The following is a 19,990-nucleotide window of genomic DNA, read 5'->3' on the forward strand; positions in this document are numbered from 1 at the left end:
AGATTGTCGTTTGATACCAGCCTGACACAATTGAGACCGTGCGGACGGGATGACATTCCCGCCGGCGGCGGCTAGCTTCCGGACCCTGTAATTTGGAGGGTTCCCGGATGGCCTGGTTAATTCTTGCGCTTCTGATCGCGGTCAGCGTCTTTGCAATCGTTCTTTATAATGCACTTGTCAAAAAGCGGCAGATGGTGGCCGAGGGCTGGAGCGGTATCGATGTCCAGCTGAAACGACGGGCCAACCTGATCCCGAACCTGGTCGAGACCGTCAAGGGCTACACATCCCATGAGAACGAGACCCTGACCTCGCTGACAGAGCTGAGGGCGCAGGTCGGCGCCTTGCCGTCAGAGGACGTTGCGGCGCGCGCCTTGAAGGAGACTGCGCTGTCGCAGGCGCTGGGCCGGCTTTTCGCCGTTGCCGAAGCCTATCCGGACCTGAAGGCCAGCCAGAACTTTTCAGAGCTGCACCAGTCCCTCGACGAGATTGAAAACGCCATTCAGATGGCGCGGCGGTATTACAACGGCGCCGTGCGCAATCTCAACGTGGCGGTTGAAAGTTTCCCCTCCAACATCATTGCCAGCCAGTTCAAGTTCGAAAAAGCGGAGTATTTCGAGATCGAAGACGATGCCGATCGGGCTGTTCCGGATGTGAAGTTTTAACAAGCGAGACCATGATTTTGAAACGTTTCTTTCCTGTTCTTCTGTCGGCAGTCTTCTTGCTGTTTGCCGGTATCGCGGCTCAGGCGGATGAACGCATCCTGAAATACCTGTCTGATATCGAAGTTGGTGCCGACGGTACCCTGACCGTGACGGAGAGCATTACCGTCAGGGCCGAGTGGGACCAGATCGATCGAGGCATCTACCGAGACATTCCTTTGACCGCGCGCGCTGCCAATGGGCGTCACTACCGTGTCGGCTTCAAACTGCTTTCTGTCGAACTCGACGGACAACCCGCTCCCCATTTCATCCGGGACAACAACAAGGGCATTCGGATCTATATTGGCGATGAAAACAGGAATGTCCCGCAAGGTATTCACAGCTACAAGCTGACCTATGAGACCGACCGCCAGATCCGGTATTTCGACGAACATGACGAACTTTACTGGAACGTCACAGGCAACGACTGGGATTTTCCGATCGATCAGGTGGTCGCCCGCGTCATCCTTCCGGAGGGCGTCAAGGCGACGGGCTGGACAGCCTTTACCGGGGAGTTCGGAGACACAGGTCAGAACTATACCGCGCGCACCAATGACAGTGGCACGGAGGTCCTGTTTACCACCTCGCAGACCCTGCAGGTCTTGGAGGGATTGTCCGTTGTTGTCACCATGCCTGTCGGGTCGGTGGCAAAACCGTCGCAGGAAGCATGGTTTCAGAGATTTCTGGCTGATTATCGTGCCGATCTGATCGGTGGTTTCGGTGTGTTGCTGGTGATCGCCTGGTATCTCCATGCCTGGCTGAAAGTGGGGCGCGATCCGGAGAAAGGCGTCATCTTCCCGCGCTTCACGCCGCCGGCAGACATCTCGCCGGCGCTTGCAAGATACATTGACCGGCGTGGGTTCGGAGACGGAGGCTGGGTGGCGCTGACCGCAGCCTGCCTCAGTCTGGCCGTCAAGAAGCGGCTCAACCTTGAAGAACAGGACGGCGACATGACCCTCTCGCTCGACGCCGAGGGGCGGGCGGGGCGCGCGCCGGGAGACGGGTTGCCAAAAGGTGAGGCGGCACTGGAGCGCTGGCTCGACAAACGAGGCAAACCGCTGACCCTGAACAAGGCCAACGGCCGCTCGGTGAAGAAGCTGGGAGATGCTTTCACCAACGCGATTTCGGGCGAGAACCATAACGTCTTCTTCAAAAGCAACGGTCTTTATCTCGTTCCGGGTATTCTCGTAAGCCTGCTCACACTTGTTGTGCTGTTCTTCCTGGCGCCGCAATTCCCGAACGAACAGGAATTCATGATCCTGTTCCTGTTTCTCTCCGTCTTCGCGATCGTGTTTCCGGCTGCCTTCGGTCTTCTGCTGCTGCCGGTGAAAAATTTCGTGCTCCGCGTCGGCCTCGTGATGGGGATCATCGGGGTGGCCCTGTTCGGGGCAGCCCAGCTGGCTGGTCTTGCGACCGGCGGTCTGGAAACGCTTGTCGCTGTTCCGTTCGTTGTCGCCGCGCTGGCCTGGACCAATCTCTGCGCCATCGCCTTTATCGGTGCGCCAACCTTGAGGGGGCGCCAGGTGCTCGACCAGATCGAGGGGCTGAAGCTCTACCTGTCCGTTGCAGAAAAGGACCGGCTCAACATGACAGGTGTTCCAGACATGACCACCGTTCATTTCGAGGAGCTGCTTCCCTATGCCGTGGCACTGGATGTCGAAAAACCCTGGGCGACCACTTTCGAGCGCTGGCTGTCAACGGCGGCCGGAGCTGCGGCTGCGGCCAGCTATCATCCGAACTGGTATTCCGGCCGGTCCTTCGAGATACGCCATATTTCCAGCAGCGTCAGTCAGACGGCGAGTTCCATGGCCGGGTCGTTCCAGTCATCCGTGCCGGCACCATCATCTTCATCCTCCGGCTCGTCGGGAGGGTCCTCCGGTGGCGGCGGCGGCGGCGGCGGTGGTGGCGGCTGGTAGGAGCCTGCGACGCCTCAGGAACGGGGCGGCCTTCAGGCCGCGTCGGTCTTGGCGCCAAACGGCAGGCGACCATCTGCCTGTGCATCCAAAAGCCCGGACGCTTCCTCGGCGGAGACGGCTGCGGCGAACAGAAAGCCCTGGCCATAGTGGCAGCCATTCTGGTTGAGCGCGTCATGAACGTCGCTCTCCTCGACACCTTCGGCAACAGCGTCGATATCGAGGCCTTTCGACAGGACAAGAATCGCCTCGACGATGGCGGCGCATTGTTTGTCGCTGAGCATGCGTTCCGTGAAGGAACGATCGATCTTGACCTTCTTGATCGGGAAGTCGCGCAGGTAACTGAGGCTGGAATGCCCTGCGCCGAAGTCATCGAGGGCAATGGAGATGCCCAGGTCGGTCAGCTCGGCCAGGATGCGCTTGGCTGAATCCGGGTTCTTGACCAGCGAGGTTTCCGTGATTTCCAGAACCAGGCGCTGCGGCGGGAAACCGTGCGCATTCAGGATGGCGCTGATCTGTTCCGGCAGGCCATTGTCCTGAAGCTGCACGGGCGACAGGTTGAAGGACAGGTAGAGGTCCTCCGGCCAGGTGCGCGCGACCTTGCAGGCATCGGCCAGCAGATGCTGGGTAAGTTCGGAAATGATGCCGCAGTCTTCGGCAATCGGGATGAACTGCAGGGGCGGTACGGCGCCGAAGTCGGTATCCGTCCAGCGGGCCAGTGCTTCAAATCCGGCGATCTTGCCGGTGTCGAGGTCCAGGATCGGCTGATAATAGGCCTTGACTTCCTGCTCTGATATGGCACGGCGCAGGCGCTGTTCCAGCAGCGTTCGGTGCAGGATCGAGGCATCCATGTCGACTTCAAAAAACCGGTAGGTCGACCGGCCGGAAGACTTGGCCCGGTAAAGGGCGATATCGGCTCTGCGCAGCAGTTCGGTGATTGCGTGGCCGTCATGCGGGTACATGGCAATGCCGATGCCCGAACCGATCGAAATCTGCCGGTCGCCGAATTCGAACCGGTCATTGATCCGCGTCAGCAGGCGGCGGGCAAAGCCGCCGGCTTCCGACTTGTCCTTGAAGACCGGCGACACAATCGCGAATTCGTCGCCGCCGAGGCGGGCGACGATCCCTTCCTTGCCGAGTGTCTCCGCCAGGCGGTCTGCGAAACTGCGCAGCAGATTGTCGCCGAAGGCATGGCCATAAACGTCGTTGATCGGTTTGAAGCCATCAAGGTCGAGCATCATGACAGCGCGGAAGTGATCCGGTTTGACATCCCGGATGAGATCGGAAAATGCCTCAAGCAGCCGTCTGCGGTTGGGCAGGCCGGTCAGGGCATCATGCTGCGCGAGCGCCAGGGCTTCGGTGTGCGCCGACGAGCGGACTTTCAGCTCCTTGCGCAGGCGCTTGGTCGCCCAGGTGCCATAGGCCAGGCTGAAGGCCGCAAGACCCAGCAGCACGCTGGTCAGAATGTCATAGGCGTGATGGGAATGGTCCGCCCCATAGGACGGGAACACGACCGGAAACAACTGGAGGGAGGCAAAACTGACAAGTACTATTGCAAGAAGTGCAACTATAGATCGTGTCAAAAGACGGTTGTTTGCAACTTCCCGGTTAATCACGCGGCCAGTCCCACTGAATTTTACTCATTTCTGGTCAAGGAGTTTCCCATGGATTTCTTGAAGAAGAGTGAAACTGTTGGTTAAACCGGTTACGAACACCCTGAAAAAACTGCGTATATGAGCGGGTGTCGATAGGGGGGTGACAAGTCGCCGCCGACTTGGTAACCGACGCGCATTCCCATTGGGAGACGCCCGTCCCACCAAGGCCAAAGGTCAATTATTCATGCCAGATCTTCTGCTTGAGCTGTTCAGCGAAGAAATTCCGGCCCGCATGCAGCGCAAGGCGGCCGAGGACCTGAAAACGCTTGTCACCAACGCATTGGTGGATGCCGGCTTGCCATATGAGGGCGCGAAAGCCTTTTCGACCCCGCGCCGGCTGGCGCTGCACGTCGCCGGTGTGCCGGCTGGTTCGGCAGCGACACGTGAAGAGCGCAAGGGACCGCGTGTCGGCGCCCCGGAGAAGGCCGTTGAAGGCTTTCTGCGCGGCGCCGGGCTTGCCTCGATCGACGATGCAGAAATCCAGAGCGACCCCAAGAAGGGTGACTTCTACGTCGCCGTGATCGAAAAGCCGGGCCGGACCGCCATCGATATCATTGCGGATTTCATGCCGGGCATCCTGCGCGGGTTTCCCTGGCCGAAATCCATGCGCTGGGGCACCACCAGCACCCGCTGGGTCCGCCCGCTGCATTCGATTGTTGCCAGCTTCGGCCCGGAGACCGAAGAGCCGGATGTGGTGCCGTTCGAATTTGACGGCATCCGGTCCGGCAAGACCACGCGCGGTCACCGGTTCCTGGCCGACAAGGCCTTTGATGTGCGCCGCTTTGATGATTACGCCATGGGGCTTGAAAAGCACAAGGTCGTCCTGGACGCTGACCGGCGCAAGGAGATCATCCTGAACGATGCCAAGGACCAGGCGCTGGCGCTCGGTCTGGAACTGGTCGAGGATCCCGGTCTTCTGGAAGAAGTCGCCGGTCTCGTGGAATGGCCGGTCGTGCTGACGGGAAGCTTCGACGAGGACTTCCTGACCATCCCGGATGAGTGCATCCAGCTGACCATCAAGGTCAACCAGAAGTGCTTTGTCCTGAAAGACCCGAAGACAGGCCGTCTCGCCAATCGTTTTGTGCTGATCTCCAACATCGTCGCGGACGACGGCGGCAAACTGATCGTTGCCGGCAACGAGAAGGTCATTCGCGCGCGCCTTGCCGATGCCCGCTTCTTCTGGGACACGGATCTGAAGACGAGGCTCAGCGACAATCTGCCGAAACTGGACGAGGTCAAGTTCCACGAAAAGCTCGGCAGCGTCGGCGAACGCGTCAAACGTCTGATCGCGCTTTCGGCCGAACTGGCGCCGATCGTGGGTGCTGACCAGGCGAAGGCCGAACGCGCCGCGGAGCTCGCCAAGGCTGACCTCGTGTCGCAGATGGTGTTCGAATTCCCGGAACTGCAGGGCCTGATGGGCCGCTACTATGCGGACGCCCAGGGCGAGGATGCGTCCGTCGCGACCGCCATCGAGGAGCATTACAAGCCGCAGGGGCCGAGCGACAGCGTGCCGACCGATCCGGTCGCGATTGCCGTTGCACTGGCTGAAAAGCTGGATCTTCTGACCGGCTTCTGGGCCATCGACGAAAAGCCAACGGGCTCCAAGGATCCTTACGCCCTGCGCCGTGCTGCCCTGGGTGTGATCCGGATCGTTCTGGAAAATGGTCTCCGGATCCGGCTGGACAAAGCCCTGCGCTCCGCGCTTACGCTTCAAAAGGCCGATGTGAGCGACCCGGCTGGGGTCATCGGAGATCTTCTGTCGTTCCTCGGTGACCGCCTGAAGGTGCATCTGAAGGACGAAGGGGCTCGTCACGACCTCATCGATGCCGTCTTTGCACTGGAAGGTCAGGACGACCTCCTGATGGTCGTCAAACGGGTCGAGGCGCTCGGCACGTTCATTTCGTCCGACGATGGCATCAACCTGCTGGCCGGCTACAAGCGTTCGGTCAACATCCTGAAGGCGGAAGAGAAGAAGGACGGCGCACCGATCACGGGCAAGCCGCATGCGGACCATCTGCAGGAGCAGGCCGAGATTGATCTGGCCGCGGCCATCGACGCAGCGCGCGCCGAGGCAGCCGGGGCGGTGGGGCAGGAGAATTTCGAAGGCGCGATGGAAGCCCTGTCGAAACTGCGCGCGCCTGTCGACAGGTTCTTCGTCGACATTCTGGTGAATGCCGATGATCCGGCCCTTCGCAGGAACCGCCTGCAGCTGTTGGCCGAAATCCGCGATGCGACCCATGTGGTGGCGGATTTCTCCAAGGTTGCCGGATGAGCCTGCGGCACAGTTTGGTTTCGTGACAACTTGCTGTATTTTCAGGCGAGTGAAACGTGAAAGGTTGAAAACGTGGACCACAAGTCGGAAGATCAGCGGGCACAAATGAAGCAGACGGAAGATGCCGCTGGCCCTACCGACGAGCAATCGCCCGCAGGCGCGGTACTGAAGCCCGGGCGCAGCATTCGCGAGATGGTCATCGACAACAACACACGGTTCGCCGCGACCATGAAATCGCTCGGAGAATGACACCGGCCTCTGAGCCCTATTGGCTTTCTTTCGACCAGGTCAACGAGATGATTGACGTTGTCGCGGAACTTTATCCGCGTCATCGCGTTGAACTTGTCCGTCCGAACGACATGATGGCGGCGCTCGAGCGTCCGGTTAATCGCTACCATTATGGCGGCGAGACCGACGTTTTTCTGTTGGCCTGCGAACTGATTTACGGCGTTGGAAAGGCCCACGCCATGGTGGATGGCAACAAGCGGATTGCCTTCATGTCCGCTCTGATTTTTCTTGAGTTGAATGGCATTCGTCTCAACGAGCCGGCTGACGAATTTTTCGCCGTCTACATCAAGGCCCAGATGGCTGACCGCATCAATATCGAGATGCTCTCGACCGTCTTTCGCGCGTTTTCGGAACGCATCTGAGTGTTTGATCCACTATCGCTTGCGATGGCGGATCAAATTCTTTGCACTGGTTGATGCTTCGGCTGTGAGAAGCGACTACTCCGCTGCTTCCTGGGCCAGCCGCGGGACCGGCTTTTCCTGGATCGGCCAGTGGATGACGGCCGCGGCGATGCCCAGAACGATGCCGCACCACCAGATCGGATCGTAGGAACCGGTCTCGTCATAGAGTTTGCCGCCCAGCCAGACGCCCAGAAACGCACCGACCTGGTGAGACAGGAACACGAAGCCGAAGAGCGTTGCCATGTAACGCGGACCGAACATGACGGCGACCAGGCCGGAGGTCGGCGGAACGGTCGACAGCCACAACAGCCCCATGACGCCGGAGAAGATCAGCACCGAGGCCGGGGTGATCGGCAACATGATGAAGGTGAAGATGGCGATCGAGCGGCCGAGATAGATCAGCGACAGAAAGATCGGCTTGGAATAGCGCCCGCCAATGTAACCGGCGGCGAGCGACCCGGCGACATTGCAAAGACCAATGATTGCGATGGCCCAGCCACCAAGGCCCGGGTCGAGGCCGACATCGGCAATGAAGGGCGGCAGGTGCACCGTGATGAAGGCGACGTGAAACCCGCATACGAAGAAGCCGAGCGTCAGCAGCAGGAACCCGCGGGTGCCGAAGGCTTCGGCCATCGCCGCCTTGAGGTTCTGGTCCGAAGCGGTGCCAGCCGCGACCGGTGCATCCGACTTTCCGCGCAATGCAATTGCCAGCAACGGGATCGTCGCGATCAGTCCGGCAAACACAATCAACGTGTCCTGCCAGCCGATATGTTCGATCAACGTGGCCCCGAGCGGCGCGAACAGGAACTGTCCGAGAGAGCCGGACGCCGTGCCGATGCCGAAGGCCAGGGAGCGCTGCGCCGGAGTGACCGTACGCCCGAAGGCCGCCAGAACCAGCGAAAACGAAGAAAACGCAATGCCAAGGCCGATCAGAATGCCGGCTGAGACATGGAGGGCGACGGCGCTCTGGGCGTCTATCATCAGCAGCAGACCGATGGCGTAAAGCACCGTGCCGAGGGTCATTGCCTTCCAGGTGCCGTACCGGTCTGCCATCATCCCGGCAAGGGGTTGGCCGAAGCCCCACATCAGGTTCTGAATGGCGATCGCCAGCGCAAACAGTTCACGGCTCCAGTCACGCGCCTCGGTCATGGGCTGAAAGAACAGTCCCATGGCGGATCGCGGCCCGAAGGAGATCAGGGCGATCAGGCAGCCGCAGATAATGATCAGCGGAATGTTCGGTCCGGTCCGCCCGGCGTCAGAGGCAGTGGTCATCGGCAGATATCCATCGTGAAATTGCGATCAGACTAGGCTGAAACCGGTCTTCCGGGAAATGCGTATTTTTGATGAGTGGATAAGCGTTCCTGATGGAATGCCATCCGTTCAATAAACGCCTCGTGCCGGACAGGTTGATCTGAGTTGCAGAATTGCAGTGATGCACGCCCATCGGTTGATATGTCCCGGGAATTGGCGGAAGCTGGAACCTGGGAGCCTGCAGCATTGCCGACCTATGGCGGGCGACAGGGCAGCGATGGGGGAGACAATGAGAAAAAAGGACGACAAGACCGGGGGCTGTGACGAAGGCCAGCTGATCACGAATGAGGCCGATCCTTATCTGGTCGGCAAAGTGACGGATGCCGCAAGAGTGCGGCTGGCACAGGCACGGGCTGCTCTGGCGGCCGCAACGGAGGCTCTTGCCAGCGGCGACCTTGTCACCGCCAGGGCGCTGCTGGAAGAGGCAAGGTCCCTTGCGGACCTGCGGGCGGATATCCCGGACTATCTCCAGCCGGAACTGGCCGAGGAACTGTCGGTTCTGCTCGGTTCCGCGGATGCCATTCTCTCGGCGCGCGACGCGCTGGTGTCCATGTTGTCGCCCGATTACCTGCTGAAGCTGAACAAGAAGCTGCTGAAGGAAAATTTCGTGTTCCAGAAAGGCGGCAGCTTCCAGGGCAGCAAGGCCCAAAAGGATACCTACAACACACCCTATGCCATCAACTGGTACTTCTGGGTGGACAAGAAGCTGACTTGCAAGAAGCTCTGCATGGTGTCCGTCTTCTGCTTCTACAAGAAGAACGACAAGGGGGAATACACCAAGCTGGTGACGCCCGCCGTCGACGGATTCAAGAAGGAGTATATCAAGGACAACACGGGTTTTACGCGAGACGTCGGCGACGGGGACAAGAAGGACGGTCAGAAAAAGAAGAAGCCTTTCAACACGTTGCCGCATGGCGGTAAGGATCTTGGCGGATTTGCGGTCGACACGCCGTTCTATCATCCCAGAAAGTCTGGCAACCCGGCCATCAAATGCCCTTGCTATCACGCGCAAAAGGCCATCGACGACAAGGGCAATGCCAAGAAGGGGGGGCGACATGTCGGGTCCTTCGATACGCCCGCCGCCAAGACGATGGACGTGCACGAGTATTTCGAAACAGCGGTTCTGTGTCTCGACAAGAAACCTTACGTTGTCCTGAATTCGATGAAATGGCGGCTCGCGGAAAACGGGGTCGAAATTCTCAACAAGCACGGCAAGCCGCTTGAAAAGGGCCAGAGCATGGATCTCGGCGACGCCAGTCCCGCCTTCAAGCTGACCTTGCTGGACTGGATTGCCAGGGCGAAGAAGGAGCACGGTATCGATGAAATCGAATGTGAGGACGCCGCAAAGAAAGACTGACACCAGCGCCTGAGCCAATGGAGAACGGTGCCCGGGAAAAGGGGCCAGAGTGGGCGCTCGGCGCTCCCGGGAAGGCGGGAATGGTTTGCCGGCTATGTGGGGTAGTGATATTTTCTCGCTAACATCATGAAAACATGAGTGAAAAAGATCAGGGCGCAAATTCTCAACGATTTTGGTGGATTTTCGGGCGGGGCAAGCTTATATAAACTCTGAAAGAGCAAAAGGTGGGCCTCAGCGCCCGTTTTCTTTTGTGTCTAATATGCTCAAGTTGAGTATAAATAATCGGCAAGCCTTCAACCTCGTTTGAAGCCTGCAAAAAAGGGAGGTCGCCATGACCATCGCCCAGACCACGGCACCGGTTGGTGCACCGATCGCAACCGGCCTGTCGGCCCTGGAGCGCTACGGCAAGCTGGAGCGTCCGGCATTGAGCTACACACCGGAAGTCGCCGAGGCGACCGCGCCGATCTTCGAGAAGGTCAAGCACATCATTCCGGCCATCGAGTGGCCGGCCCTGGCACCGACCATCCATGCCATCAACCAGCTGAAGAAGCAGCGCAATGCTGTCATCCTGGCACATAACTACATGACGCCGGACATCTATCACGGTGTTGCCGACATTGTCGGTGACAGCCTGCAGCTGGCAATCGAGGCAACCCGGACGGATGCCGAGGTGATTGTCCAGTGCGGTGTTCACTTCATGGCCGAGACCTCGAAGATCCTGAGCCCGGAAAAGACCGTGCTGATCCCGGACATGCGGGCAGGCTGCTCGCTGGCCGAATCCATCACCGGCGCCGATGTCCGCGGCCTGCGGGAACGTAACCCGGGCATTCCGATCATCACCTATGTCAACACTTCCGCCGATGTGAAGGCGGAATGCGACATCTGCTGCACGTCTTCCAATGCCTTGCAGGTGGTTGAGAGCTTCGGCGTCGACAAGGTGTTCCTGATCCCGGACAAGTATCTGGCCGCCAATGTCGGCAACAAGACCGATGTGGAAGTGCTGATCTGGGATGGCGCCTGCGAAGTGCATGAGCGGTTCACGGCCGAGGAACTGCGCGACTATCGCAAGATCGAACCGGACGTGAAGATCATCGCGCACCCTGAGTGCCCGCCGGACGTCGTGGCAGAGGCCGATTTTGCCGGGTCGACCGCCCACATGATCGACTGGGTGAAGACCAGGCAGCCGGAAAAGGTGATGATGGTCACCGAATGCTCCATGGCCGACAACGTGGCCAGCGAGACCCCGGGCGTCAATTACATCCGGCCGTGCAACCTCTGCCCGCACATGAAGCGGATCACGCTCGACAAGATCCTCGATGCTCTTCTGGAGATGAAAGAGGAAGTGATTGTCGACCCGGCGGTCGCCGACAAGGCCCGCACCGCGGTCGAGCGGATGATCAACTTGAAAATCTGACCGGCTTCGGTCTAAACCGCATCATGCGTTGTCTTCCGCGCTATCGCCCTTGAGGCTGGCGCGGAGGCCCCTTGGGCAAAGCCCGTTCAGTTCCAGGAAGTTTCCCATGGCCGTGTCGGTTGAGGATTTTGCACCTGCCTATATAGGCAAGGATGTCGATGACGTCGTCATTCTGGGAGGAGGCCTTGCCGGCCTGTTCTGTGCGCTCAAACTCAGTCCCCGTCCGGTAACCGTCATCACCAACGCGCCGATCGGCCAGGGGGCGTCGTCCGCCTGGGCGCAGGGCGGCATTGCCGCGGCGATTTCCGAAAATGATTCCGTCGACAAGCACCGGGACGACACCCTGACGGCCGGCTGTGGCATCTGCGAGGAGAAGATCGTCGAGCAGATGACCCGTGAGGGCAGCGACCGGGTACATGATCTTCTGTCTTATGGGGTGCCCTTCGACCAGGACCTGGAAGGGCGTCTGAAGTTTTCCCGCGAGGCGGCCCATTCCCACAGCCGTGTCGTGCGCGTGCGCGGCGACATGGCCGGCCGCGCCATCATGGACGCGCTGATCGCAGCCGTGCGCAGGACCCCCTCCATCCGCATTCTGGAAGGCTATCTCGGCGAGAGTTTTCTCGGCGAAGGCCGGTATGTGACCGGGGTGCTGGCCCGCAAGCGGGGCGGTCTGGAACGGCTCGCTTTTCCGGCAAAGGCGGTGGTGCTGGCCTCCGGCGGTATTGGCCACCTCTTCGACCTGACCACCAATCCGCACGAAGCCAATGGCCATGGCCTGGCCATGGCCGCACGCGCCGGAGCGGTGATTGCCGACGCCGAATTTGTGCAATTTCACCCGACCGCGCTGGATCTCGGCAAGGACCCGGCACCGCTGGCGACAGAGGCTCTGCGCGGTGAAGGTGCGACCCTGCTCAACAGCGCCGGCGAACGCTTCATGGAAGGTGTGCACCCGGATCTGGAACTGGCCCCGCGCGACATCGTCGCCCGGGCCATCCACAACGAGATCGCGGAAGGGCGGGGCGCATTCCTGGATTGCCGCACGGCCATCGGGGCAAGCTTCAAGGAACATTTCCCGACGGTGTTTGCTGCCGCCGAAGCGGCAGGCCTCGATCCCGCCCGGGATCTCCTACCGGTCGCTCCGGCGGAGCACTATCACATGGGCGGCGTCCTGACCGATGCCAATGGCCGGACGTCGCTGGACGGTCTGTGGGCGGCCGGCGAAGTTGCGTCCACGGGCGCGCATGGGGCCAACCGCCTTGCTTCGAATTCCCTACTGGAAGCGGTTGTCTTTGCCGCGCGCATAGCCGAGGACATCCAGGGGCTGATGCCGACACCGCGCAGTGCCTTCTGGAACGAAATGGATGATGCGCCCGGCCTGCCGAGCCAGCGGAATGTGGAAGAGCGCAACGGCATCACCGTCCTGCGCAAGACGCTGGCAAAGAATGTCGGTGTCCTGCGCGACGAAGCCGGCCTGAAGGCCGCGCTGGCCGACATCACCGAAGTAGAGAAGATCTGCGTGCGTCAGTCCATCAAGAACATGATGATTGCCGGCAAGATCATTGCGGCTGCTGCGCTCAAGCGCCAGGAAAGCCGTGGCGGCCATTTCCGCAAGGACTACCCGGACGAAAATCCGGCCATGGCATTCCGCTCCTATACCACCTTGAAAGAAGTGCAGGCGATCACGGCCGACGCGCTCGAGACGGCTTGAGGAACTCCGCATGACCCGCAATCATTTGCCGGAACTGCCACGCCTGATGGTCGACGAGGCGGTCAAGGCCGCGCTTCTGGAGGACTGGGGCCGGGCAGGCGATGTCACCAGCCAGGCGACGCTGCCTTCAACGGCACAGGCAAAGGCCGTGATCGCGGCCCGCAAGCCCGGTGTTCTCGCGGGCTTGGCGCTGGCCGAAAGCGCCTTTCGCCAGACAGATGCAGGTTTGAGTTTCAACGCGGAGAAGACCGACGGCGACCGCTTGTCTGCCAACGATGTCGTCGCCCGGATCGAAGGCCCTGCACGGGCTCTGCTTGCCGCTGAACGCGTTGCGCTCAACTATCTCGGGCACCTTTCCGGCATCGCCACCGCCACGGCGTCTTTTGCCGATCTGATCGCCCACACCAGGGCGGACATTGTCTGCACCCGCAAGACGACCCCGGGCCTGCGCGCGTTTGAGAAATACGCGGTCAGATGCGGCGGTGGCTCAAATCACCGTTTCGGTCTCGATGATGCAATCCTGATCAAGGACAACCACATCGCGGTTGCCGGCGGTGTCACGCAGGCGATCTCGGCGGCGAAGGCCTTTGCCGGTCATCTGGTCAAGATCGAGGTGGAAGTCGACACGCTGGCGCAGCTGGAAGAAGCCCTGGCCGCCGGGCCGGACGTGGTCATGCTCGACAACATGCCGCCTGCGACCCTGAAGGAAGCCGTTGTGATGGCAGGTGGCAAGGTTCTGCTGGAAGCCTCTGGCGGGATCGAGCGCGACACGGTCAAGGCCGTCGCGGAAGCCGGTGTCGATCTGATCTCCTCCGGCTGGATCACCCACTCGGCGCCGGTGCTGGATCTCGGCCTCGATATCGAGATGGGCTGAGCCTGAGCCCGTCTCCTTCGCTTACTGAGTTCAAACACCTTAATCACTTCATCCTGAGGAAGCGCGCCAGCGCTGTCTCGAAGGATGGGCTGCGCACGCTTGGGCGAGTGGCCGATCCTTGGAGACGGACATGACGGTCCTCCTCAGGATGAGGTCTTTGAGTGTTGTGGCGCCGTCGTGCGAAAGCTTAGCCCGTGGCGAGAAGAATGCCGCCAACTGCAGTCACCACGCCAAGACCGCGAATGATCCTTTCAGCCCAGTCGGGATCGTTGCGGGTTGCGATGTTGGCGGCGTAGCCGATCAAGAGGCCGGCCGCGTGCAGCAGCGCGGTCGCGAGAACGAAACCGCCTGCATAGCCGAATTCACCGGCCAGGCCGATTTCGCCGCCGTGAGCGTGTCCGTGGCAGACGCCAAAGAGGGCAACGAGACCCGCTGACAGGCCAAGCGGCAGACGCAGGGCAAGGGCAACCACGGTTCCAAGGACGACCACCGATGTCAGGATCAGCGGTTCGACATAGGGAAGGGGAACACCGGCCAGCGACAGGCCAAAGCCGACCACCATCGCGCCGACAAAGGCTGTCGGAAGTGCCCAGACGGCGCGGCCGCCCTGAAGCGCGGCCCAAAGGCCCACGGCAATCATGGCCAGTACATGGTCGGTGCCGAAGAGAGGATGGGTGAACCCGGCGGCAAAGGAACCGTGTTCGGCCGGGTCCAGATGGGCAAGGGCAGGGGACGTGGCCAGGGCAAAAACACCTGCTGCAAGGCCGAGGCGGATAATCATGAAAAGATCCTTCGATTGGTCATTCAGGTGCCCCGGATTGGGTCGCACCGATCATGTGCCTGTTTTTTGACAAGGGCGATCTATCACCGATTCCGGATGCCTGTAAATTGTGCTTATGATCTTCCCTGGTGACAGGCAGCAATGTCGCTGGCAAACCAATCGATGTGACACTGCCGCCTGCAAAAGGGGTTCGCCTGGCATAGGCTGGAAGCGTATCGCCCTGGCAAAGAGACCGGTGAATGGGTCGATCGGACAAAGGAAAGGGTCACGGCTGGTGACAGTGACAGCGCATAGGGAAGAAGACGTTTCAGAGCCTGCAGGCCGCGCCGGAACAGATACGGTCGAGATCTGTTTCCTGCTTCTCGACAACTTTTCCCTGCTCTCCTTTGCCTCTGCGATCGAGCCGTTGAGGATCGCGAACAAGGTGCTCAAGCGACAGGCCTTTATCTACAGCTGCCGGACGCTGGACGGATCGGACGCGCTTGCCAGCAATGGCGGCAAGGTGCGCACAGATGGTGCCTTTGACGATGTCGGCCGACCTGACTTGCTGGCCGTTTGCAGCAGTGATGATGTCGAGCAGGTGCAACTCACCGGCGCACAAAAGGCCCTGATCCGTCAGGTTGCCAATCAATCGGGCAACGTTGCCGGGATCTGCACCGGTGCCTATGTGCTGGCAGGTCTCGGCATGCTCGACAACCGCAACTGCACCATCCACTGGGAATATGCGGACCTCTTCCGGGAGATCTATCCGGCAGCCAATCTGGTCGACAGCCTCATCCAGTCCGACGGCAAGCTGATGACCTGTGCAGGCGGTACGGCGGCACTCGACCTGATGATCGGGTTCATCGCCCAGGTCCATGGCGGTGCCGTGGCCTGCGACGTGGCCGAGATCGCGCTGCATCATGACCGGCGCACCGGCAGCGAACGCCAGCACATGTTGCAGCGGGACGATCTCGGCATGGTGCCGGAACGCATGCGCCGCGCAATCGACCTGATGACGGACAATGTCAGCGAACCGCTCAGCCTGCAGCAGATTGCCGACAGGGTCGGTGTCAGCCCGCGGCAATTGCAACGGGACTTCCAGAAGAACCTCAATTGTTCGCCGCAGGAATATTACAACAAGATCCGCATCGACATTGCCCGCCAGCTGGTGTGCCGCACGTCCATGCGCATGATCGACATTGCGGTCGCCTGCGGCTTTGCCAGCGCCTCCCACTTTTCCAACCGCTACCGGGCGGCCCATGGCAACAGCCCGGCCTGGGACCGGCAGCAAAGCGGACGGATTGCGGGCACCATTCGCTGACCGGCTTCGACAGCCCGGCCTGATCCACAGGGCCGCGCCGAGCGGCTGCATTTAAACTTGACTCAAAAATTCATATTAATTAGCGTCCGGCCATTCAGGGGCGTCCGCCCCTGTGACAGAACAGGAGAACCCTATGTCCGTCATGAAAATGACCAAGGGTTTCTGCCTTGCTCTCGCAGCCAGCGCATGTCTCGCGTCAGCCCCGTCCGCACTTGCAGAAACGATTACCGTCACCGACCTCGCCGGCCGCACCGTCGAAGTCGAAAAAGATCCGTCCGCCATTGTGCTCGGCGAAGGCCGGATGATCTACACCCTGGCGCTTCTGGATCGCGAAAATCCGTTTGAACGGGTCGTCGGCTGGAAGAACGACATGATCCTTTACGATCCGGATGCCTGGCGCAAATACGAGGAAAAGTTTCCAGAAGCGACGGACATTCAGCGGCTCGGCAGCCCCTATTCGGACGAGTGGAACCTGGAAGCCGTCATTTCCTCCGGCACCGAAGTCGTATTCATGAACCTGGGCAACCTTCTGAAGGCTCAGGAGAGCGGCATTATCGAGAAACTGGAAGGGGCGGGCGTTGCTACCGTGTTTGTCGATTTCCGTCAGGATCCGACCCAGAACACGGTGCCGTCTATCCAGTTGCTGGGCCGCATTCTGGATGAACGCGACAATGCCGACGCCTTTACCGATTACTACAATGCCCAGATGAAGCGGATCTACGCCGCAGTCGATGGCATTCCGGCAGAAGACCGGCCGGTTGTCTTCATTGAGCGGGCAGCGGGATACAATCCGAACAAGTGCTGCGGCACGTTCGGCTCGGCCAATCTCGGCCGCCTCGTCGAACTGGCGGGCGGACGCAACTGGGGCTCTCAGAAATTTCCGGGTTTCGGCGGCAATGTCAGCCTGGAGGCGGTCTTTGCCGATGACCCTGCCGTGATCATCGGCACCGGTGCCAACTGGGCGGAAGCCAACCCGGAAACAACGGCCGTGCTGTTCGGATACGAGGCCAGCAAGGATGGCGTCCAGGAACGTCTTGGCGCTCTGGCTGAACGCGAAGGATGGTCCGAACTGCAGGCGGTGAAAACCGGCCGGTTCCACAGCATCTACCACCAGTTCTACAACAGCCCCTACCATTTCGTGGCGATGCAGGCCTTTGCCAAGTGGCTGCATCCTGAGCTGTTCGAGGACCTGGATCCGGAAGCAACCATGGCCGAACTGCATCAGCGCTTCCTGCCGATCGATTATTCCGGCGTCTTCTGGGCAAGCCTGAACAAGGGCAGCTGACGCTGTGACTGACCGCGCGGTCCGGGTTTCCGGGCCGCGTTTTACCAACAGATTGGCATTTGAGATGAGTGAACTGACCGCGGAGACGCTCCAGGCGGGCTATACCAGCCGAACCATGCGCCGCACTGCCATGCTCTTCGGAGCTTGTACGCTGCTATTGTTGAGTTTTGTCGTGGATTGCGCCACAGGGCCGGGAGGTTACTCGCTTCAGACCGTGGCGGAGGTGCTTGCTGACCCGTTTGCCCATGGGGCCCGGCTGAAAGTGATCGTCTGGGACTACCGCATTCCGGTCGCCCTCACGGCCGTGCTGGTCGGAGCGATGCTGGCAACCGCCGGTGCGCAGATGCAGACCATTCTCAACAACCCGCTTGCCGAACCCTTCACGCTCGGCGTGTCGGCCGCAGCCAGCTTCGGGGCCGCCCTGGCGATCGTGCTTGGCATTTCCGTGCTCCCGGCTGTTGGCGGGCTGCTGGTGACGCTGAATTCCTTCCTGTTTGCACTCGGCACCTGCGCGATCATCCTTCTGGCAACGCGTCTCAAGGGCGTTGGCTCCGAAACGATGATCCTGTTCGGGATCGCGATCTTCTTCACATTCTCCGCCTTGCTGTCGCTGATGCAGTACATGGCGAGTGAGGATCAGCTTGCCCGGATCGTCTTCTGGATGATGGGGTCGCTCAGCCGCGCCAGCTGGGAGAAGATCGGTCTTGGGGCCGTCCTGCTGGGACTGGCCATTCCCTTTGGCCTGATGCGCACCTGGTCCATGACGGCCTTGCGCATGGGCGAAGCCACCGCTGAAAGCATGGGGGTCGATGTTGCCCGGTTGCGGATCGAGATGCTGATTTCCATTTCGTTGCTGGCAGCGACCGCTGTCTCCTTCGTTGGCGCGGTCGGCTTTGTCGGGCTGGTCGGGCCGCATATCGCACGGCTCCTGGTGGGGGAAGACCAGCGCTTCTTCCTGCCCCTGTCGGCGCTTATCGGCGCCCTGGTTCTGTCGCTGACCTCGATCCTGTCCAAGTCGATTACGCCGGGCGTCATCTATCCCATCGGCATCATCACCGCGCTGATCGGTGTGCCGGTGTTCATCTCGATCATCCTGACCACACGGCGGGAGAAACTGTCATGACGCTGGGCATCCAGGACCTGACGGCCGGTTACGGCCGCAAGGCCATCTTGCAGGACATCTCCATTCCTGCCGTCGCGCCGGGCTCCTTTGTCGGGGTGATCGGACCGAACGCAGCGGGCAAGTCCACGCTGTTCAAGACAATCGCGGGACTGATCAAACCGCTCGCCGGGGAGGTCGTTCTCGACGGAAATTCGCTGACCCACCTGTCGCGCCGTGACCGGGCACGCGCCATTGCCTACATGCCCCAGGCCTATGGCTGCAATGCACTTCTGACCGTGTTTGAAAGCGTGTTGCTGGCGCTCAAGCAGACATCCGGCTGGCGAGTGAGGGCGGATAATCTCGCGCAGGTTTCTTCAACGCTTGCCGCCCTGCGCCTGTCCCACCTGGCCGACCGCGGCATATCCGATCTCTCCGGCGGCCAGGCACAGATGGTCGCCGTCGCACAAACACTGGTGCGTGCGCCGCGCATGGTGTTGCTTGACGAGCCGACCAGCGCCCTCGACCTGCACCATCAATTGTCGATCCTCGGCTCGGTCCGCGCGCAGATGCAGGCACGCGGCACCATCGTCATGGCAGCGCTGCATGACCTCAATCTGGCAGCCAAGTTCTGCGACCGGCTGATCCTGATCAACCAGGGCCGGATCCTGGCCGACGGGTCCCCGCAGGACGTGCTTGCCCTGCCGGCGATTGGCGAAACCTATCGGGTCAGAACCTCGCTGGAGACAACGCTGGCCGGGGCGCTCTATGTCGACGCCTCGTTGGAACACCAGCTGTGACCCTCGACCCTTCCGGAACCGTGCAATCTGTCTCGAACTTCTCGCTGAAAGACGAGATCTGCGACTACTGGTCGGACCGCGCTGCCACCTTTGACCTGTCTGCATCGCACAGGATCGAGGGCCGTTATGGCCTGCCCGAGTGGCAGCAGTTGGTCCGGGCTGCCTGCACGCTTCCGCCGACCGAGGATCTGGTTGGGTGGCAGGTCCTGGATATTGCCTGCGGAACGGGGGAGATCAGCCGGGTCTTGACCAGCCTTGGCGCCAGCGTGACGGGTCTCGACTTTTCCGAAACCATGCTCGGCCTTGCCCGGCAAAAACTGGCGGGCGCGGACTGGCGATCGGTGCTGAGTGATGCGGAGGCCATGGTTCAGCTGGAGGATGCCAGTTTTGACCTTGCCGTGACACGTCATCTCGCCTGGACCCTTACCCATCCGCAAGACGCCTATGCCGAGTGGCTGAGGGTGCTGAAACCCGGCGGAAGGCTGCTTGTTGTCGATGGTAATTTTCGGGCGCCGAAGTCGCCATGGCAGCGGCTGCGGAACCTTCTGGCCAATTGGTTGTCGGGACGCCAGCCCCCTCAAGGCGACAGAGACCGCCACGATGCAATTCTGGACCGGCTTCCCTATCGTGACGGATTGAATGCGGAGCGTCTTACAATCGATCTTGAGCGCGCGGGGTTCGATGTTGTCGGTCCGTTGCCGGTGCGCCCGCTCTATGGCCGAGGCATGCGGGGTTACGGTCTTGCCGAGCGGCTTCGGCAGAGCGCTGCCAATCGCTTTGCCCTGGTGGCGGTGCGTCCTACGGGCCAGGGCATCTGAATATCCGGGTTTC

The 19,990-nt window shown here is 60.7% G+C and carries 17 protein-coding genes; 14 read left to right on the top strand and 3 right to left on the bottom strand.

Annotation, left to right across the window (positions count from 1 at the left end; translation table 11 throughout):
• Positions 1 to 107: 107 nt before the first annotated feature.
• Entirely contained in the window at positions 108 to 662 is a 555-nt protein-coding gene (locus CHH27_RS26005) for a LemA family protein (RefSeq protein WP_094074182.1), read from the top strand.
• A gap of 11 nt (positions 663 to 673) precedes the next feature.
• Complete coding sequence (locus CHH27_RS26010) at positions 674 to 2,614, top strand: DUF2207 domain-containing protein (RefSeq protein ID WP_094074183.1); 1,941 nt, start codon at positions 674 to 676, stop codon at positions 2,612 to 2,614.
• A 32-nt stretch (positions 2,615 to 2,646) separates the two neighbouring features.
• Here the strand turns inward: CHH27_RS26010 and CHH27_RS26015 are convergent, their stop codons facing one another.
• Positions 2,647 to 4,122, bottom strand: coding sequence for a bifunctional diguanylate cyclase/phosphodiesterase (locus CHH27_RS26015; protein ID WP_208988379.1), 1,476 nt, complete (start codon positions 4,120 to 4,122; stop codon positions 2,647 to 2,649).
• Between the two features lie 328 nt (positions 4,123 to 4,450).
• On the opposite strand from CHH27_RS26015, the gene glyS reads away from it, so the two are divergent.
• The 3 genes from glyS (at position 4,451) to CHH27_RS26025 (ending at position 7,188) form a co-directional block, all read left to right on the top strand.
• Positions 4,451 to 6,538 carry a glycine--tRNA ligase subunit beta gene (glyS, locus tag CHH27_RS26020; protein WP_094074185.1) on the top strand — a complete coding sequence of 696 codons (2,088 nt, stop codon included), beginning with the start codon at positions 4,451 to 4,453 and terminating at the stop codon, positions 6,536 to 6,538.
• A gap of 105 nt (positions 6,539 to 6,643) precedes the next feature.
• Positions 6,644 to 6,787 carry a hypothetical protein gene (locus CHH27_RS27825; protein ID WP_157739109.1) on the top strand — a complete coding sequence of 48 codons (144 nt, stop codon included), beginning with the start codon at positions 6,644 to 6,646 and terminating at the stop codon, positions 6,785 to 6,787.
• Positions 6,784 to 7,188: a type II toxin-antitoxin system death-on-curing family toxin gene (locus CHH27_RS26025; protein ID WP_094074186.1), complete on the top strand. Its 405-nt coding sequence runs from the start codon at positions 6,784 to 6,786 to the stop codon at positions 7,186 to 7,188. The genes CHH27_RS27825 and CHH27_RS26025 overlap by 4 nt, the downstream gene beginning before the upstream one ends.
• A 75-nt stretch (positions 7,189 to 7,263) precedes the next feature.
• On the opposite strand, the gene CHH27_RS26030 is transcribed toward CHH27_RS26025, so the two are convergent.
• A complete protein-coding gene (locus CHH27_RS26030) occupies positions 7,264 to 8,499 on the bottom strand; it encodes an MFS transporter (protein ID WP_094074187.1) in 1,236 nt (411 codons plus the stop codon).
• Between the two features lie 268 nt (positions 8,500 to 8,767).
• Between CHH27_RS26030 and CHH27_RS26035 the strand changes: the two genes are divergently transcribed.
• The 4 genes from CHH27_RS26035 (at position 8,768) to nadC (ending at position 13,891) form a co-directional block, all read left to right on the top strand.
• Entirely contained in the window at positions 8,768 to 9,895 is a 1,128-nt protein-coding gene (locus CHH27_RS26035) for a hypothetical protein (RefSeq protein ID WP_157739110.1), read from the top strand.
• 331 nt (positions 9,896 to 10,226) lie between these two features.
• Positions 10,227 to 11,309, top strand: coding sequence for a quinolinate synthase NadA (gene nadA, locus CHH27_RS26040; protein ID WP_094074189.1), 1,083 nt, complete (start codon positions 10,227 to 10,229; stop codon positions 11,307 to 11,309).
• Positions 11,310 to 11,415: 106 nt separating this feature from the next.
• The gene (locus CHH27_RS26045) at positions 11,416 to 13,017 is read left to right on the top strand and encodes an L-aspartate oxidase (protein ID WP_094074190.1); all 1,602 of its coding nucleotides are present in this window, start codon (positions 11,416 to 11,418) and stop codon (positions 13,015 to 13,017) included.
• Between the two features lie 10 nt (positions 13,018 to 13,027).
• The gene (nadC, locus tag CHH27_RS26050) at positions 13,028 to 13,891 is read left to right on the top strand and encodes a carboxylating nicotinate-nucleotide diphosphorylase (protein ID WP_094074191.1); all 864 of its coding nucleotides are present in this window, start codon (positions 13,028 to 13,030) and stop codon (positions 13,889 to 13,891) included.
• A gap of 187 nt (positions 13,892 to 14,078) precedes the next feature.
• On the opposite strand, the gene CHH27_RS26055 is transcribed toward nadC, so the two are convergent.
• Positions 14,079 to 14,672: a HupE/UreJ family protein gene (locus CHH27_RS26055; RefSeq protein ID WP_094074192.1), complete on the bottom strand. Its 594-nt coding sequence runs from the start codon at positions 14,670 to 14,672 to the stop codon at positions 14,079 to 14,081.
• Between the two features lie 274 nt (positions 14,673 to 14,946).
• On the opposite strand from CHH27_RS26055, the gene CHH27_RS26060 reads away from it, so the two are divergent.
• The 5 genes from CHH27_RS26060 (at position 14,947) to CHH27_RS26080 (ending at position 19,977) form a co-directional block, all read left to right on the top strand.
• A complete protein-coding gene (locus CHH27_RS26060; RefSeq protein WP_208988380.1) occupies positions 14,947 to 15,975 on the top strand; it encodes a GlxA family transcriptional regulator in 1,029 nt (342 codons plus the stop codon).
• Positions 15,976 to 16,108: 133 nt separating this feature from the next.
• Positions 16,109 to 17,260 carry an ABC transporter substrate-binding protein gene (locus CHH27_RS26065; protein ID WP_094074194.1) on the top strand — a complete coding sequence of 384 codons (1,152 nt, stop codon included), beginning with the start codon at positions 16,109 to 16,111 and terminating at the stop codon, positions 17,258 to 17,260.
• Positions 17,261 to 17,324: 64 nt separating this feature from the next.
• Positions 17,325 to 18,383 carry an iron ABC transporter permease gene (locus tag CHH27_RS26070; protein WP_094074195.1) on the top strand — a complete coding sequence of 353 codons (1,059 nt, stop codon included), beginning with the start codon at positions 17,325 to 17,327 and terminating at the stop codon, positions 18,381 to 18,383.
• Positions 18,380 to 19,159, top strand: coding sequence for an ABC transporter ATP-binding protein (locus tag CHH27_RS26075; protein WP_094074196.1), 780 nt, complete (start codon positions 18,380 to 18,382; stop codon positions 19,157 to 19,159). The genes CHH27_RS26070 and CHH27_RS26075 overlap by 4 nt, the downstream gene beginning before the upstream one ends.
• Entirely contained in the window at positions 19,156 to 19,977 is an 822-nt protein-coding gene (locus CHH27_RS26080) for a class I SAM-dependent methyltransferase (RefSeq protein WP_094074197.1), read from the top strand. The genes CHH27_RS26075 and CHH27_RS26080 overlap by 4 nt, the downstream gene beginning before the upstream one ends.
• The last annotated feature ends 13 nt before the right edge of the window (positions 19,978 to 19,990 follow it).

It is taken from the genome of Labrenzia sp. VG12 (assembly GCF_002237595.1).
In the GTDB taxonomy this organism is placed as follows: domain Bacteria; phylum Pseudomonadota; class Alphaproteobacteria; order Rhizobiales; family Stappiaceae; genus Roseibium.

Excerpts from the sequence above, each read along its gene's own strand:
- CHH27_RS26045 (WP_094074190.1), top strand. The coding sequence starts at position 11,416 with ATGGCCGTGTCGGTTGAGGATTTTGCACCTGCCTATATAGGCAAGGAT.
- nadC (WP_094074191.1), top strand. The coding sequence starts at position 13,028 with ATGACCCGCAATCATTTGCCGGAACTGCCACGCCTGATGGTCGACGAG.
- CHH27_RS26065 (WP_094074194.1), top strand. The coding sequence starts at position 16,109 with ATGTCCGTCATGAAAATGACCAAGGGTTTCTGCCTTGCTCTCGCAGCC.
- CHH27_RS26035 (WP_157739110.1), top strand. The coding sequence starts at position 8,768 with ATGAGAAAAAAGGACGACAAGACCGGGGGCTGTGACGAAGGCCAGCTG.
- CHH27_RS26010 (WP_094074183.1), top strand. The coding sequence starts at position 674 with ATGATTTTGAAACGTTTCTTTCCTGTTCTTCTGTCGGCAGTCTTCTTG.
- CHH27_RS26005 (WP_094074182.1), top strand. The coding sequence starts at position 108 with ATGGCCTGGTTAATTCTTGCGCTTCTGATCGCGGTCAGCGTCTTTGCA.
- CHH27_RS26075 (WP_094074196.1), top strand. The coding sequence starts at position 18,380 with ATGACGCTGGGCATCCAGGACCTGACGGCCGGTTACGGCCGCAAGGCC.
- nadA (WP_094074189.1), top strand. The coding sequence starts at position 10,227 with ATGACCATCGCCCAGACCACGGCACCGGTTGGTGCACCGATCGCAACC.
- CHH27_RS26070 (WP_094074195.1), top strand. The coding sequence starts at position 17,325 with ATGAGTGAACTGACCGCGGAGACGCTCCAGGCGGGCTATACCAGCCGA.
- CHH27_RS27825 (WP_157739109.1), top strand. The coding sequence starts at position 6,644 with ATGAAGCAGACGGAAGATGCCGCTGGCCCTACCGACGAGCAATCGCCC.
- CHH27_RS26025 (WP_094074186.1), top strand. The coding sequence starts at position 6,784 with ATGACACCGGCCTCTGAGCCCTATTGGCTTTCTTTCGACCAGGTCAAC.
- CHH27_RS26055 (WP_094074192.1), bottom strand. The coding sequence starts at position 14,672 with ATGATTATCCGCCTCGGCCTTGCAGCAGGTGTTTTTGCCCTGGCCACG.
- glyS (WP_094074185.1), top strand. The coding sequence starts at position 4,451 with ATGCCAGATCTTCTGCTTGAGCTGTTCAGCGAAGAAATTCCGGCCCGC.
- CHH27_RS26030 (WP_094074187.1), bottom strand. The coding sequence starts at position 8,499 with ATGACCACTGCCTCTGACGCCGGGCGGACCGGACCGAACATTCCGCTG.